This is a genomic window from Streptococcus sp. 400_SSPC (assembly GCF_001072745.1).
Classification (GTDB): Bacteria; Bacillota; Bacilli; order Lactobacillales; family Streptococcaceae; genus Streptococcus; species Streptococcus xiaochunlingii.
Genome location: NZ_JVIQ01000002.1, coordinates 35,729 through 51,247, shown reverse-complemented (window position 1 = coordinate 51,247; position 15,519 = coordinate 35,729). Strand labels below are relative to the sequence as shown.

The 15,519-nt window shown below is 42.4% G+C and carries 13 protein-coding genes and 1 tRNA gene; all 14 read left to right on the top strand.

Features of this window, described 5'->3' with window-relative positions:
* Window positions 1-63: 63 nt before the first annotated feature.
* Window positions 64-151 (top strand) — tRNA-Ser (locus tag ADH49_RS00485).
* A 144-nt stretch (window positions 152-295) separates the two neighbouring features.
* A complete protein-coding gene (gene pcsB / locus ADH49_RS00480; RefSeq protein WP_048687908.1) occupies window positions 296-1,543 on the top strand; it encodes a peptidoglycan hydrolase PcsB in 1,248 nt (415 codons plus the stop codon).
* Window positions 1,544-1,702: 159 nt separating this feature from the next.
* On the top strand, window positions 1,703-2,677 hold the full coding sequence (locus ADH49_RS00475; protein ID WP_048687906.1) for a ribose-phosphate diphosphokinase: 975 nt from the start codon (window positions 1,703-1,705) through the stop codon (window positions 2,675-2,677).
* A 357-nt stretch (window positions 2,678-3,034) separates the two neighbouring features.
* Window positions 3,035-3,412 (top strand): LPKTxAVK-anchored surface protein, encoded by a 378-nt coding sequence (locus tag ADH49_RS00465; protein WP_048687901.1) that lies wholly within the window; start codon window positions 3,035-3,037, stop codon window positions 3,410-3,412.
* 92 nt (window positions 3,413-3,504) lie between these two features.
* Complete coding sequence (gene srtB / locus ADH49_RS00460; protein WP_048687899.1) at window positions 3,505-4,371, top strand: class B sortase, LPKTxAVK-specific; 867 nt, start codon at window positions 3,505-3,507, stop codon at window positions 4,369-4,371.
* Window positions 4,372-4,544: 173 nt separating this feature from the next.
* Window positions 4,545-5,726 carry a pyridoxal phosphate-dependent aminotransferase gene (locus ADH49_RS00455; RefSeq protein WP_048687897.1) on the top strand — a complete coding sequence of 394 codons (1,182 nt, stop codon included), beginning with the start codon at window positions 4,545-4,547 and terminating at the stop codon, window positions 5,724-5,726.
* Window positions 5,710-6,489 (top strand): DNA repair protein RecO, encoded by a 780-nt coding sequence (gene recO, locus ADH49_RS00450; protein ID WP_048687894.1) that lies wholly within the window; start codon window positions 5,710-5,712, stop codon window positions 6,487-6,489. The genes ADH49_RS00455 and recO overlap by 17 nt, the downstream gene beginning before the upstream one ends.
* On the top strand, window positions 6,486-7,490 hold the full coding sequence (gene plsX / locus ADH49_RS00445; protein WP_048687892.1) for a phosphate acyltransferase PlsX: 1,005 nt from the start codon (window positions 6,486-6,488) through the stop codon (window positions 7,488-7,490). The genes recO and plsX overlap by 4 nt, the downstream gene beginning before the upstream one ends.
* The gene (locus ADH49_RS00440; protein ID WP_048687889.1) at window positions 7,487-7,732 is read left to right on the top strand and encodes a phosphopantetheine-binding protein; all 246 of its coding nucleotides are present in this window, start codon (window positions 7,487-7,489) and stop codon (window positions 7,730-7,732) included. Before plsX ends, ADH49_RS00440 begins: the two co-directional genes overlap by 4 nt.
* A gap of 169 nt (window positions 7,733-7,901) precedes the next feature.
* Complete coding sequence (gene purC / locus ADH49_RS00435; RefSeq protein WP_048687887.1) at window positions 7,902-8,609, top strand: phosphoribosylaminoimidazolesuccinocarboxamide synthase; 708 nt, start codon at window positions 7,902-7,904, stop codon at window positions 8,607-8,609.
* Between the two features lie 63 nt (window positions 8,610-8,672).
* A complete protein-coding gene (locus ADH49_RS00430) occupies window positions 8,673-12,398 on the top strand; it encodes a phosphoribosylformylglycinamidine synthase (RefSeq protein ID WP_048687886.1) in 3,726 nt (1,241 codons plus the stop codon).
* Between the two features lie 12 nt (window positions 12,399-12,410).
* Entirely contained in the window at window positions 12,411-13,850 is a 1,440-nt protein-coding gene (purF, locus tag ADH49_RS00425) for an amidophosphoribosyltransferase (protein ID WP_048687883.1), read from the top strand.
* A gap of 64 nt (window positions 13,851-13,914) precedes the next feature.
* Window positions 13,915-14,937, top strand: a complete 1,023-nt coding sequence (gene purM / locus ADH49_RS00420; RefSeq protein ID WP_048687880.1) for a phosphoribosylformylglycinamidine cyclo-ligase — start codon at window positions 13,915-13,917, stop codon at window positions 14,935-14,937.
* On the top strand, window positions 14,937-15,491 hold the full coding sequence (gene purN, locus ADH49_RS00415) for a phosphoribosylglycinamide formyltransferase (protein ID WP_048687878.1): 555 nt from the start codon (window positions 14,937-14,939) through the stop codon (window positions 15,489-15,491). Before purM ends, purN begins: the two co-directional genes overlap by 1 nt.
* Window positions 15,492-15,519 lie beyond the last annotated feature (28 nt).

The following is a 15,519-nucleotide window of genomic DNA, read 5'->3' as shown; positions in this document are numbered from 1 at the left end:
GTGGTTAGAGCGCACGCCTGATAAGCGTGAGGTCGGTGGTTCGAGTCCACTCGTGCCCATTTTGGAGAATTACTCAAGAGGCTGAAGAGGACGGTTTGCTAAATCGTTAGGTCGGGTAACTGGCGCGGGGGTTCGAATCCCCCATTCTCCGTACGGAATCAAGTTAGCTAGAAAGCTAACTTTTTTTGTTACTTTGATACATCAATAGAAATAAAATTGTAACAAAGGCGTAACATAAAATCTTTCATTTTCTGTTATACTAGTTAGTGTCTTATATGAAGGAGTCTTTTATTTTATGAAGAAAAAATTATTAACGACTATTTTACTTACTACAGTTGCTTTATCACAAGTAGGTACAGTTATTTCTGTAGGAGCTGATTCTACTGATGATAAAATTGCTGCACAAGATAATAAGATTGCTGATTTGAGTTCAAAAGAACAAAGTGCGCAAGCACAAGTTGATCAAATTCAAGCTCAAGTTTCTGAAATCAAAAAACAACAAGAAACTCTTAAAGCTGAAAATGAACGTTTGAATGAAGAGTCTGCTAAACTTTCTGCAGAGATTGAAGAGCTCTCTAAGAACATTGTTGCTCGTCAAGAATCATTAGCGAACCAAGCACGTAGTGCTCAAACAACAGGAACTGCTACAAGTTACATTAACGCTATTGTAAGTTCTGGTTCTTTGACTGAAGCTATTTCACGCGTTTCTGCAATGAATGAAATTGCTAGTGCGAATAACAAAATGTTGGAAGAGCAAAAACGTGATAAAGAAGATATCGATGCTAAGCAAAAAGAAAACAACGATGCCATTAACACTGTTATTGCGAACCAACAACAATTAAATGATGATGAACAAGCTTTAGCAACTAAGGAAGCTGAGTTGAAAGTCGCTCAATTGAATTTAGCGGCTGAAAAGTCAACAGCTGAAAATGAAAAGAATGCTTTGCTTGAAGAAAAAGCAGCAGCTGAGAAAGCAGCAGCTGAGAAAGCAGCTGCAGAAGCTGCATACCGTGCTCAACAAGAAGAACAGCGTAAGGCTGTAGAAGCATCTGCTAATACTAACTTGCAAGCACAAGTGCAAGCTGCTACTCAAACACCTGCAGCTGAAGGTGCACAACCTCAAGCAACTGTTGCAACTCCTGCTGCAGCACCAGTAGTTCAAACTCAAACTGTTGCTACACCTGCTGCAACTAGTCGTCCAACATACAGCACATCTGCAAGTTCATATCCAGTAGGTGAATGTACTTGGGGTGTTAAAGTGTTGGCACCTTGGGCTGGCGATTACTGGGGTAATGGTGCACAGTGGGCTGCAAGTGCCGCAGCAGCTGGATTCCGTACTGGTAGCCAACCACAAGTTGGAGCTATTGCATGTTGGAATGACGGTGGATATGGACACGTAGCAGTGGTTACAGCTGTTCAATCTACTACAAGTATCCAAGTATCTGAATCTAACTACTTAGGTATCCGTAGCATTGGGAACTACCGTGGATGGTTTAACCCAGTGAATGCACAAGGATCAGTTACTTATATTTATCCAAACTAAGAATTCAAAACACTCACTTTTCGTGGGTGTTTTTTACTATAGTTACTATTTTAATTTTTGGTGGATTATCGATTGAAAAATCATGAAAAAAGCGTTACAATGGGTAAAGAGAAGATTTGTACATTTGTACATTGTGGTTAAATTTATGTGGAGGAAATCATGTCGTTTTCGGATTTAATGCTGTTTGCTTTATCTTCTAACCAAGATTTGGCTGAACGTGTCTCTAAGGAGATGGGATTGCCACTTGGTAAGTCGACCGTACGTCAATTTTCAGATGGGGAAATCCAGGTCAATATTGAGGAGTCTATTCGTGGTAAAGAGGTGTATATTCTTCAATCTACGAGCTCTCCTGTCAATGATAATTTAATGGAAATTTTGATCATGGTAGACGCCTTAAAACGTGCCAGTGCTCAAACCATTAATGTAGTGATGCCTTATTATGGTTATGCTCGTCAAGACCGTAAAGCTCGTGCTCGTGAGCCGATTACATCCAAATTGGTTGCCAATATGTTAGAGATTGCTGGTGTGGATCGCCTTTTAACCATTGATTTGCATGCGGCTCAGATTCAAGGGTTCTTTGATATTCCAGTGGATCATTTGATGGGGGCTCCATTGATTGCAGACTATTTTGAACGTCGTGGCATGGTTGGTTCTGACTATGTGGTAGTCAGTCCGGACCACGGTGGTGTGACGCGTGCTCGTAAGCTAGCTGAATTTTTGAAAACTCCAATTGCCATCATTGATAAACGTCGGAGTGTCGATAAAATGAACACTAGTGAAGTCATGAATATCATTGGGAATGTCGAAGGGAAAACTTGTATCCTGATCGATGATATGATTGATACTGCGGGAACCATTTGCCACGCTGCGGATGCACTTGCTGAAGCAGGAGCTGTAGAAGTCTATGCAAGTTGTACGCACCCTGTATTGTCAGGTCCAGCTATGGACAATATTCAAAAATCAGCGATTAAGAAGTTGGTGGTGTTGGACACTATTTACCTACCTGAAGACCGCTTAATCGATAAAATTGAACAAATCTCCATTGCAAAACTTTTGGCAGAAGCGATTATCCGCATCCATGAAAAACGTCCTTTGTCTCCTCTATTTGAAATTGGAAATGCGAAAAAATCTTAAAAATGTAAAGAAGAGGTTATAAAAAGCCTCTTTTTTAAGAAAGGAAAGATATGTTTTTCAACTGGTTAAAAAAAGAAAGTAAGATCAATAATCAGAGGGAGGAGTTGCTGAAGGAAGCACAAAAAAATGAGGATAGATTGGATCCTCGTCTACCCAAAAAGACCTTGCCAAAGAGTGGTGTAGTCAAATAGAGTAAGGAAAATGCCTTAGAAAATCAAATAGTTTGTTTCCTAAAAAAAATTAAAAAAATTTTAAAATTAGCTAAAAAATTTGTTGACAGATATATGATATAGTAGTATACTTAAACTAGTTACGAAGTAACGAAATATTTTTAAAATGAAAAAAGGAGATAAAACAATGAAAAAAGTTTTATTATCATCAGTAGCAGCACTTGCAGTATTTGCAGCAGCAGCACCAGTTTTCGCTAACGACGGTCATGTTCACACAGGAAGCCTTGATAACAAAACAGAAGTGACTGGTCCTGAATTCTTCACAAACAGTGAAAGTGGTCTTACTCCAGAAGCTAAAAAAGGTCTTGACAACGTTGATGCTGAATCAACTGAAGCTAAATTCAACGAAAATGGCGAAAAACTTGTACCTGTACCAGGTAAACCAGGTGAATTCGTAGTTGAAGGTTCAGCTAAAGATGCTAAAAAAGAAGCTAAAAAAGAAGAAGGAAAAGCTCCAGCAGCAGCAGGACAAAAAACTCTTCCAAAAACAAGCGCAGTTAAATAATTAAATTATTAATTAGCTCATAAAAATACACTGGGTCCTTGGGCTCAGTGTATTTTTTAGAAAAAATTGAATACTTAGGAGAGTTCTAATTTATGAAACGAGCAGAGAAACAGACGACTTCAAAAGGAAAAGGATTGGGAATTCTCTTTGCCTTAGTAGCCGTTGTAGCACTTGTTCTTGGGTTTATTTTCTTCAATCCATTTGGTAAACAAAAATCCACGTCGACACATCAGGAAACTGCGAAATCTACAAGTGGTTCGACTAGTTCTAAACAAGAGGTAAAATATACCCCTAGTCAAGAGGAGAAAGATTACTTAGCAAATCGTTTTGCTCAATTTACTGCAGTCAATCCAGAGACGATTGCTTATGTTTATGCTCCTGGTACGGAGTTAGATGAGCCAGTAGTTCAAACAGGAGATAATGCTACTTACTTGGATAAAACTTTTGAAGGTGGCTACCAACCGTATTTAGGTACGGTCTTCATGGATACGGATAACAAAAAAGATTTTAGCGATCGGTTGACTTGGTTATTCGGTCATGCTCGTGGGAGCAAGGTTGCAGATCATCGGATGTTTAACGATGTTAACTTCTATGATAACCAAGAGTACTTTGATCAACATCCTTATGTAGTTATTGAAACACCTGAGCGTAAGTATTATTATGAAGCAATGTGCTTGGTCATTGTTCCTGAAACGACTGCTTTCTACCGTACAAGCTTTAAGGATGATGAAGATTTCACTACCCAATTGAAGCATAACTATGAAGGATCGCGGACAAAGAATCCAACTATTCAAATCAAAGCTTCTGATAAGTACTTAGTATTGTCTACTTGTCGTGAAGAAGATGAAACGATCCGTTCCAATCTCTATCTTCGTCAAATTCCGGATTCAGAAATGAAAGATTTCTTGGCGAAACATGGTGACCAGTTGAATTATGTGGCAACACGTGGTCAAGAATAAAAAAGATTTGGTAAAATTTATTCAATGAGAGGATTTAGCATGTGCTAAGTCCTTTTTTTTGATTTTGATGAGAAAGGTCATTATTGTATCATTTTAGTTGGGACTAGCCCCTTTTTTGCGATGGCTTTCTATTTATAGTATAATGGTGATAGAACTTTTTTTTGGAGGTGGCTATGGATTTAACAAAACGGTTTAATCAAAATTTGAATCGAATCGAGATTTCTCTGATTCGTCAGTTTGACCAAGCCATTTCTTCTATTCCAGGTGTCTTACGATTAACCTTGGGCGAGCCAGATTTTACGACACCAGATCATGTAAAAGAAGCGGCAAAAGCAGCTATTGATGCCAACCAGAGTCATTATACAGGTATGAGTGGCTTATTAGCTCTACGAGAAGCTGCCAGTCAGTTTGTCGCTGAGAAATATAACCTACAATATCGACCAGAGGATGAAATTTTGGTTACCATTGGGGCAACAGAGGCCCTTTCTGCGACCTTGACCGCTATACTGGAACCTGGAGATGTGGTATTATTACCAGCACCTGCTTATCCTGGTTACGAACCCATTATTAAACTGATGGGGGCTAGTGTCGTCGAAATTGATACCACTGATAATCGCTTTGTCCTTAGCTCAGAGGCTTTAGAAAAGGCCTTAGAAGAGCAAGGGGATCGCGTCAAGGCGGTTATTCTCAACTACCCAGCTAATCCGACAGGTGTCACCTACTCTAAGGAGCAGATGCAGGAGTTGGCTAGTGTCTTGAAGAAATATGAAGTTTTTGTCGTTTGTGATGAGGTTTATTCAGAATTAACCTACACAGGTCAGCCTCACGTTTCCTTGGGATCCTACCTACGGGACCAAGCCATTATTATCAATGGCTTATCTAAGTCTCATGCTATGACAGGCTGGAGACTTGGTTTTATCTTTGCGCCGGCTCCGTTGACAGCTCAATTAATCAAGAGCCATCAGTACTTGGTGACTGCAGCGGGAACCATGAACCAGTATGCAGCTATTGAAGCCTTAACAGTTGGAAAAGATGACGCAGAGCCGATGAAACGGGAATACATAGAGCGTCGAGATTATATCATCAAAGAAATGTCTGCCATGGGCTTTGATATCATCCGTCCAGATGGAGCCTTCTATATCTTTGCTAAGATCCCACAAGGATATCTTCAAAATTCCTTCGATTTTTTGAAGCTCCTAGCCCAAGAAAAGGCTGTTGCCTTTATCCCAGGAATGGCTTTTGGCCCATATGGAGAAGGCTATGTGCGCTTGTCTTATGCAGCAAGTATGGAAGTGATCCAAGAAGCGATGAGTCGGTTGAAGGAGTTTATGAAAGAACATGCTGGAGAGCATTGAGAGTCGCGGCATTGTCCTCTATCATCGGGATTATCGAGAGGACGATAAGCTGGTTAAAATCTTTACGGAGCAAGCTGGCAAGCTCATGTTTTTCGTGAAACATGCCAATCGTTCTCGGTTGAATTCTATGATCCAACCTTTGACTTTAGCGGATATGTATCTGAAAATCAATGATGATGGACTCAGCTACATCGAAGATATTCATGAGGTTCAAAGTTTCCAAGTGATTAATCAAGATCTTTTTCGTCTTTCCTACGCAACCTATATACTGGCCTTGGCAGATGCTAGTATACAGGATCGTCAACCTGATCCAGCTTTATTTGCTTTTTTAGAGCAGACCTTGCAATTGGTGGATCGGGGCTTGGATTATGAAATCTTGACCAATATTTTTGAAATGCAAATTTTATCCCGATTTGGTGTCGCCTTAAACGTCCATGAGTGTTGTGTCTGTCATCGAGTGGGGCTGCCTTTTGATTTTTCATTCCGATTAGGTGGTGTCCTTTGCCCAGATCATTATGATCGTGACGAAAGACGAGCCCACTGGGATCCAAATGCCCTCTATTTGTTGGATCGTTTTCAAGCTGTGAAATTTAGTGAGTTAGAGACGATTTCCATCCATGATGCGATGAAGAAAGAGTTGAGAAAGTGTCTAGACCAACTCTATGATGAATATGTCGGCATTCATCTAAAAGCTAAGAAATTTATTGATTCCCTGGGAAGCTGGGGAGAGATCTTAAAAGATCAGTCTGGAGGTAAGAAATGAAAAAAATTGCAGTTGATGCAATGGGTGGAGATCATGCTCCACAGGCCCTAGTAGAAGGGGTCAATCAAGCCATACAAGAATTCAAGGATATTGAAGTCATTTTGTACGGAGATGAGGCTAAAATTAAGCAATACCTGACAGCAACTGAGCGGGTATCCATCGTCCATACGGATGAGAAAATCAACTCAGATGATGAGCCAACTCGTGCTATTCGTCGAAAAAAACAAGCCAGCATGGTCTTGGCAGCGCATGCAGTTAAGAACGGGGAAGCGGATGCCATGCTTTCTGCAGGAAATACAGGAGCACTTTTGGCTTCTGGTTACTTCATCGTCGGTCGGATCAAGGTCATCGATCGTCCAGGTTTGATGTCGACTCTTCCTACCCTTGATGGGAAGGGCTATGATATGTTGGATCTGGGGGCAAATGCTGAAAATACGCCAACACACTTGCACCAATATGCGATTATGGGAGCCTATTATGCAGAGAATGTCCGTGGCATTAAGCGGCCTCGTATCGGTCTCTTAAATAACGGAACAGAGGAAAGCAAGGGGGATCCCCTACGCAAGGAGACCTATCAACTATTAGCAGCAGATCCTTCTCTTAATTTTGTAGGAAATGTGGAAGCGCGTGACTTGATGGATGGAGTTGCTGACGTCATTGTCACAGATGGATTTACAGGAAATGCTGTCCTTAAGACTATGGAAGGAACTGCTCTGGGCCTCTTTAAACAGTTGAAAACGGTCCTTAGTGGTGGTGGGTTGAAAGCTAAGATTGGAGCTTTCCTCTTGAAGAATGATCTACGAGGTTTGAAAAAGACCTTGGATTATTCAGATGTTGGAGGTGCGGTCTTGTTTGGCTTGCAAGCCCCTGTCGTGAAAACCCATGGTTCTAGTGATGCCAAGGCAGTCTATAGCACGATCCGCCAGATCCGGACCATGTTGGAAACAGATGTTATTCGTAAATCTGTGGTTGAATTATCAGAATTGGAGGAAGAGAAATGAGTCGTCATCAAGAAATTTTTAAACTAGTTGAAGGGTTGATTCAAGATAATAAGGGATCTGACTATGAGGTCTCTTTGGATTTGGATTTACGAAAAGACTTGGAAGTGGATTCCGTTGATCTCATGGAATACATTATTTATTTGGAAGAAGCCTATCAAATTAATATTCCAGACAAGGATATTGATGCCATGGCAACTGTTGGAGATATGGTAGACTACGTTTTGAAGAAAACAAGCAAATAAAGTTCGGATTTTACGAACAAATAAGCATCTAAAAATAAGAGGTTGAATCTTTTTGATTCAATCTCTTATTATTTTTGTGTTACAAGCGAACAAGATACGGATTTAACTTGAAAAAACAACCTCTCTGTGATACACTGAAAGGGATAAAAGATGAAAGGCGAACAAGAAGATGTCCGATCAATTAATTTATACGGGGAAAGCAAAAGATATTTATAGTACAGAAGACGAACATGTGATTAAGTCCGTTTATAAGGACCAGGCCACCATGCTGAATGGAGCTCGCAAAGAGACCATTGAGGGGAAAGGTGTGCTCAACAATCAGATTTCGTCTCTTATTTTTGAAAAATTGAATGCTGCGGGTGTAGAGACGCACTTTATCGAACGTATTTCTGATACCGAACAATTGAACAAGAAGGTTACCATCATTCCTTTGGAGGTTGTTCTACGTAATGTGACTGCGGGTTCCTTTTCTAAACGGTTTGGCGTTGAAGAAGGTTTGGACTTGGAGACTCCAATCGTTGAATTTTACTACAAGAATGATGAGTTGGATGATCCATTTATCAATGATGAGCATGTGAAGTTCTTGGATATTGCCAATAATGAACAAATTGCCTATATCAAGGAAGAAACGCGTCGCATCAATGAATTGCTGAAAGATTGGTTTGCACAAATTGGTCTTCGCTTGATTGACTTCAAATTGGAATTTGGTTTTGATAAGGATGGCAAGATCATCTTGGCTGATGAATTCTCACCAGATAACTGCCGCCTTTGGGATGCGGAAGGGCACCATATGGACAAGGATGTTTTCCGTAGAGACTTGGGCAGTCTGACAGATGTGTACAAGGTTGTGTTAGAGAAATTGCAGGGCTTGAAGTAATCTTTTTGAAACGGAAAACCTTCGTCTTCAAGAGCATGTTTGAATAGAAATAAAGGAAATAAAATGGATAAACGTATTTTCGTTGAGAAAAAAGCTGATTTTCGTGTGAAATCGGACTCTTTAGTAAAAGAATTACAGCATAATCTTCAGTTGAAAACGTTGAAGGATCTTCGGATTGTTCAGGTTTATGATGTCTTTGGTTTGGCAGAGGACTTGTTTGCGCGTGCGGAAAAACACATCTTCTCTGAGCAAGTGACTGATACTGTTTTGGATGAAGCTGCGGTTCAGGCTGATCTTGAGAAGCATGCTTTCTTTGCCATTGAAAGCTTGCCTGGTCAATTTGACCAACGGGCGGCATCTTCACAAGAAGCTTTGCTGTTGTTGGGTAGTTCAAATGATGTAACGGTGAACACAGCGCAATTATATTTAGTTAACAAGGATATTGATGCGAATGAGTTGGAAGCTGTCAAAAACTACCTCTTGAATCCAGTGGATTCTCGTTTTAAAGATATTACTGTTGGTATTGCTAAACAGGATTTCTCTGAGTCTGACAAGACCATTCCAAGCTTGGATTTCTTTGAAACATATACGGCAGAAGATTTTGTACAGTATAAAGCTGAGCAAGGATTGGCCATGGAAGTGGATGACCTTCTCTTCATCCAAGATTACTTCAAGTCTATTGGACGGGTACCAACTGAGACTGAGCTCAAAGTTTTGGATACTTACTGGTCTGACCACTGTCGTCACACGACTTTCGAAACTGAGTTGAAAAATATCGACTTCTCGGCTTCTAAATTTGAAAAACAATTGCAAGCGACTTATGACAAGTATATTGCCATGCGTGATGAGTTGGGACGTACAGAAAAACCTCAAACCTTGATGGATATGGCGACTATTTTTGGCCGTTATGAGCGTGCTAATGGTCGTTTGGATGACATGGAAGTGTCTGATGAAATCAATGCCTGCTCAGTTGAAATTGAAGTGGATGTCAATGGTGTCAAAGAACCATGGCTTCTCATGTTCAAAAATGAAACCCACAACCACCCAACGGAAATTGAACCATTTGGTGGAGCGGCTACTTGTATCGGTGGTGCCATTCGTGACCCATTGTCAGGTCGTTCATACGTTTACCAAGCCATGCGTATCTCAGGTGCTGGTGATATTACAGCTCCAATTTCAGCAACTCGTGCTGGTAAATTGCCACAACAAGTGATCTCTAAGACAGCGGCTCATGGTTATTCTTCATACGGTAACCAAATTGGTTTGGCGACAACTTATGTTCGTGAATACTTCCACCCAGGTTTCGTTGCTAAGCGTATGGAGCTAGGTGCAGTTGTCGGTGCGGCTCCTAAAGAAAATGTTGTCCGTGAAAAACCTGAAGCAGGTGATGTGATTATCTTGCTCGGTGGGAAGACTGGACGTGACGGTGTCGGTGGTGCGACAGGTTCTTCTAAAGTTCAAACGGTTGAATCTGTTGAAACAGCTGGTGCTGAGGTTCAAAAAGGGAATGCCATCGAAGAACGTAAGATTCAACGTCTTTTCCGTAATGGGGAAGTGACCCGTCTGATCAAGAAATCAAATGACTTTGGTGCTGGTGGTGTCTGTGTGGCTATCGGTGAATTGGCAGATGGTCTTGAAATTGATCTAGACAAAGTGCCATTGAAATACCAAGGTTTGAACGGTACAGAAATTGCCATTTCTGAATCTCAAGAACGGATGGCTGTAGTGGTTCGTCCAGAAGATGTGGATGCCTTCATTGCAGCATGTAAAAAAGAAAATATTGATGCTGTTGTCGTTGCGACAGTGACTGAAAAACCAAACCTTGTCATGCACTGGAATGGTGTAACAATCGTTGATTTGGAACGTCGTTTCCTTGATACAAACGGTGTACGTGTGGTTGTAGATGCTAAGGTGGTTGACAAGGATGTCAAGCTTCCAGAAGAACGTCAAACATCTGCTGAAACCCTTGAAACTGATACTCTTGAAGTCTTGGCTGACCTGAACCATGCCAGTCAAAAAGGATTACAAACCATCTTTGATAGCTCAGTTGGTCGTTCAACAGTCAATCACCCACTTGGTGGTCGCTACCAAATTACACCAACGGAAGCTTCTGTACAGAAATTGCCAGTCCAACATGGCGTGACAACAACTGCTTCTGTTATGGCGCAAGGATTCAACCCTTATGTAGCAGAATGGTCTCCATATCATGGCGCTGCTTATGCGGTCATCGAAGCAACTGCTCGTTTGGTTGCTGCTGGTGCAAACTGGTCTAAGGCTCGTTTCTCTTATCAAGAATACTTCGAGCGTATGGATAAACAAGCAGAGCGTTTTGGTCAACCAGTAGCTGCTCTCCTTGGATCCATCGAAGCTCAGATTCAACTTGGTTTGCCATCTATCGGCGGGAAGGACTCTATGTCTGGTACCTTTGAAGAATTGACTGTACCGCCAACCTTGGTTGCTTTTGGGGTGACAACAGCAGACAGCCGTAAGGTCCTTTCTCCAGAATTTAAGGCTGCTGGTGAAAATATTTACTACATTCCAGGTCAAGCTTTGGCCCAAGAGATTGATTTTGATCTTATCAAGTCTAACTTTGCTCAATTTGAAGCTATCCAAGCTAAACACAAAGTGACAGCCGCATCAGCTGTGAAATACGGTGGTGTCCTTGAAGCTCTTGCTCTTGCAAGTTTTGGGAACCATATCGGTGCAACTGTTCAATTAGCTGCTCTTGACACTAGCTTGACAGCACAATTAGGTGGATTCATCTTCACTTCACCTGAAGAAATTGCAGGTGTTGCCAAGATCGGACAAACAGTTGCAGACTTTACACTACTTGTCAATGGTGTAACGCTTAATGGACACAAAATTGACAGTGCCTTCCAAGGTAAATTGGAAGAAGTTTACCCTACTGAGTTTGAACAGGCTACTGAATTGGAAGAAGTACCTGCTGTGGCATCAGATGCGGTGATTAAAGCTAAAGAAACAGTTGATACACCAGTGGTTTACATCCCAGTATTCCCAGGAACCAACTCTGAGTATGATTCCGCTAAGGCCTTTGAAAAAGAAGGTGCAACAGTCAACTTGGTACCATTTGTCACACTGAATGAAGAAGAGATTGTCAAGTCGGTTGACACCATGGTTGACAACATCGATAAAGCCAACATTATCTTCTTTGCAGGTGGCTTCTCAGCAGCGGATGAACCAGATGGATCTGCTAAATTTATCGTCAACATCTTGCTCAATGAAAAAGTGCGTGTGGCTATCGACAGCTTTATTGAAGGTGGTGGCTTGATCATCGGTATCTGTAATGGATTCCAAGCTCTTGTCAAATCAGGTCTCCTTCCATATGGTAACTTTGAAGATGCAAGTAGCACTAGTCCAACCCTCTTCTACAACGATGCCAACCAACACGTGGCCAAGATGGTGGAAACACGGATTGCCAATACCAACTCACCATGGCTTGCTGGAGTGGAAGTTGGTGACATCCATGCCATCCCAGTATCACACGGTGAAGGGAAGTTTGTCGTGACAGCTGAGGAATTTGCAGAGCTTCGTGACAATGGTCAAATCTTTAGCCAATATGTTGACTTCGAAGGTAAGCCAAGCATGGATTCTAAATACAATCCAAATGGTTCTGTCCATGCGATCGAAGGGATTACTAGCAAGAACGGTCAAATCATTGGGAAGATGGGCCACTCAGAACGTTTCGAAAACGGTCTCTTCCAAAATATTCCAGGAAATAAAGATCAACATCTCTTTGCATCAGCAGTTCAATACTTTACTGGAAAATAAAAGGTATACAACATGACATACGAAGTAAAATCTCTTAATGAAGAGTGTGGAGTCTTTGGGATTTGGGGACATCCAGACGCAGCAAAACTCACCTATTTTGGCCTTCACAGTCTCCAACACCGGGGACAAGAAGGGGCAGGCATCTTGGCCAATGACCAAGGGACCTTGAGACGCCATCGGGATACAGGTCTGCTTTCAGAAGTCTTTCGGAATCCTTTAAATCTTGAAAAATTGACAGGATCTTCTGCTATTGGACATGTTCGCTATGCGACAGCGGGGGAAGCGTCTGTGGATAACATCCAACCCTTCCTCTTCCGCTTTCACGATACGCAGTTTGGTCTGGCCCATAATGGGAATTTGACCAATGCCCAATCGCTCAAATCGGAATTAGAAAAAAATGGAGCCATCTTTAGCTCGACCTCTGACTCAGAAATTCTGGCCCACTTGATCCGTCGGAGCCACAACCCTTCCTTTATGGGGAAAATCAAGGAAGCACTCAATACGGTCAAAGGTGGGTTTGCTTATCTGATGCTGTTTGAAGATAAGCTGATCGCGGCGTTGGACCCAAATGGCTTCCGTCCTCTTTCCATTGGGAAAATGGCCAATGGTGCCTTGGTTGTTTCTTCTGAAACCTGTGCCTTTGAGGTGATTGGGGCAGAATGGATTCGAGATGTGCATCCTGGTGAGCTCGTGATTTTCGATGAAAATGGTATTACCTATGATCGCTATACGGATGATACTCAACTAGCGATTTGTTCTATGGAGTATATCTATTTTGCTCGTCCTGATTCCAATATCCAAGGAGTCAACGTCCATACGGCTCGCAAGCGGATGGGCGCTCAGTTAGCACGAGAATTTAAGAACCAAGCAGATATTGTAGTGGGGGTTCCCAACTCCTCTCTCAGTGCGGCCATGGGCTTTGCGGAAGAATCCGGTCTGCCAAATGAAATGGGCTTGATCAAGAATCAGTATGTCCAACGGACCTTTATCCAACCGACTCAGGAATTGCGGGAACAAGGAGTGCGGATGAAGCTCTCTGCCGTATCTGGGGTCGTGAAAGGCAAACGGGTTGTCATGATTGATGATTCTATTGTACGTGGAACGACCTCTCGTCGGATTGTGAAATTGTTGAAAGAAGCAGGGGCTACTGAAGTCCATGTGGCAATTGCCAGTCCAGCTCTGGCTTATCCATGTTTCTACGGAATTGATATTCAGAGCCGCGAGGAGCTGATCGCAGCCAACCATACAGTAGAGGAAACCTGTGAGATTATCGGTGCGGATAGCTTGACCTACTTGTCCATTGATGGCTTGATTGATTCTATTGGCATTGATACCGATGCACCAAACGGTGGCCTATGTGTAGCCTACTTTGATGGAAAATACCCAACTCCTTTGTATGACTACGAAGAACGCTATTTGGAAAGCTTGAATGAGCAGACTTCTTTCTATTAGGAATTTTTGCAAGTGAATCTGACCATTCACAGTAGGATCTAGGAACAGAAAAAGGAAGAAACAAATGACAAATAAAAATGCTTATGCCCAGTCTGGTGTAGATGTTGAAGCGGGTTATGAAGTTGTTGAACGGATCAAAAAACACGTAGCACGTACGGAACGTGCGGGTGTCATGGGAGCTCTAGGTGGTTTTGGTGGCATGTTTGACCTTTCAAAAACAGGTGTCAAAGAACCTGTTTTGATCTCAGGGACGGACGGTGTCGGTACGAAACTCATGCTGGCTATCAAGTACGACAAGCACGATACCATCGGTCAAGACTGTGTAGCCATGTGTGTCAACGACATCATCGCTGCAGGTGCGGAGCCCCTCTACTTTCTAGATTACGTAGCGACTGGGAAGAATGAACCCGCTAAATTGGAACAAGTCGTTGCTGGTGTTGCTGAAGGCTGTGTGCAAGCTGGTGCGGCCCTTATCGGTGGTGAAACAGCCGAAATGCCTGGTATGTACGGCGAAGATGACTATGACTTGGCTGGGTTTGCGGTCGGTATTGCAGAAAAATCTCAAATCATCGACGGTTCAAAAGTAGCAGCAGGTGATGTCCTTCTTGGCCTTGCCTCAAGCGGTATCCATTCAAATGGTTACTCACTTGTTCGTCGTGTCTTTGCGGATTATACAGGTGAAGAAGTCCTCCCAGAACTGGAAGGTAAGAAACTCAAAGACGTTCTTTTGGAGCCAACTCGTATCTACGTCAAAGCTGTTTTGCCACTCATCAAAGAAGAATTGGTCAATGGGATTGCCCACATCACAGGTGGTGGTTTCATCGAAAATGTCCCACGGATGTTTGCGGATGACTTGGCTACTGAAATTGACGAAAGCAAGGTCCCAGTTCTTCCGATTTTCAAAGCCCTTGAAAAATATGGTGAAATCAAACATGAAGAAATGTTTGAAATCTTCAACATGGGGATTGGTCTCATGCTTGCGGTGAAGCCAGAAAATGTGGAACGTGTCAAAGAGCTTCTTGACGAGCCTGTGTATGAAATTGGTCGAATTGTGAAGAAGACAGATGCTAGTGTGGTGATTAAATAATGGCTAAAAAAATTGCTGTTTTTGCCTCTGGCAACGGCTCAAACTTCCAGGTGATTGCGGAACAATTCCCAGTAGAATTTGTCTTTTCAGATCACCGGGATGCCTATGTACTTAAGCGTGCAGAAAAGCTTGGAGTTCCTTCCTATGCCTTCGAACTCAAGGAGTTTGAGAGCAAGGCAGACTACGAAGGAGCCATCGTCGAGCTTCTGGATGAGCACCAGATTGACCTAGTCTGTTTGGCGGGTTATATGAAAATCGTCGGTCCAACCTTGCTAGCAGCTTATGAAGGCCGTATCATCAATATTCACCCGGCTTACCTTCCAGAATTTCCAGGAGCTCATGGCATTGAGGATGCTTGGAATGCAGGTGTTGACCAGTCTGGCGTGACCATTCATTGGGTGGACTCGGGCGTGGATACCGGTAAGGTCATCAAACAAGTCCGTGTGCCTCGCCTTGAAGGGGATACCCTTGACACTTTCGAAACACGCATCCACGAAACAGAGTACAAATTGTATCCGGAGGTGCTGGAATGTTTGGGAGTTGCACGAAAATAAGGAAGTGCTAGAGCTGAAAGAAAATTTT

Coding starts and splice junctions, on each gene's coding strand:
- pcsB (WP_048687908.1), top strand. CDS start 296: ATGAAGAAAAAATTATTAACGACTATTTTACTTACTACAGTTGCTTTA.
- ADH49_RS00475 (WP_048687906.1), top strand. CDS start 1,703: ATGTCGTTTTCGGATTTAATGCTGTTTGCTTTATCTTCTAACCAAGAT.
- ADH49_RS00465 (WP_048687901.1), top strand. CDS start 3,035: ATGAAAAAAGTTTTATTATCATCAGTAGCAGCACTTGCAGTATTTGCA.
- srtB (WP_048687899.1), top strand. CDS start 3,505: ATGAAACGAGCAGAGAAACAGACGACTTCAAAAGGAAAAGGATTGGGA.
- ADH49_RS00455 (WP_048687897.1), top strand. CDS start 4,545: ATGGATTTAACAAAACGGTTTAATCAAAATTTGAATCGAATCGAGATT.
- recO (WP_048687894.1), top strand. CDS start 5,710: ATGCTGGAGAGCATTGAGAGTCGCGGCATTGTCCTCTATCATCGGGAT.
- plsX (WP_048687892.1), top strand. CDS start 6,486: ATGAAAAAAATTGCAGTTGATGCAATGGGTGGAGATCATGCTCCACAG.
- ADH49_RS00440 (WP_048687889.1), top strand. CDS start 7,487: ATGAGTCGTCATCAAGAAATTTTTAAACTAGTTGAAGGGTTGATTCAA.
- purC (WP_048687887.1), top strand. CDS start 7,902: ATGTCCGATCAATTAATTTATACGGGGAAAGCAAAAGATATTTATAGT.
- ADH49_RS00430 (WP_048687886.1), top strand. CDS start 8,673: ATGGATAAACGTATTTTCGTTGAGAAAAAAGCTGATTTTCGTGTGAAA.
- purF (WP_048687883.1), top strand. CDS start 12,411: ATGACATACGAAGTAAAATCTCTTAATGAAGAGTGTGGAGTCTTTGGG.
- purM (WP_048687880.1), top strand. CDS start 13,915: ATGACAAATAAAAATGCTTATGCCCAGTCTGGTGTAGATGTTGAAGCG.
- purN (WP_048687878.1), top strand. CDS start 14,937: ATGGCTAAAAAAATTGCTGTTTTTGCCTCTGGCAACGGCTCAAACTTC.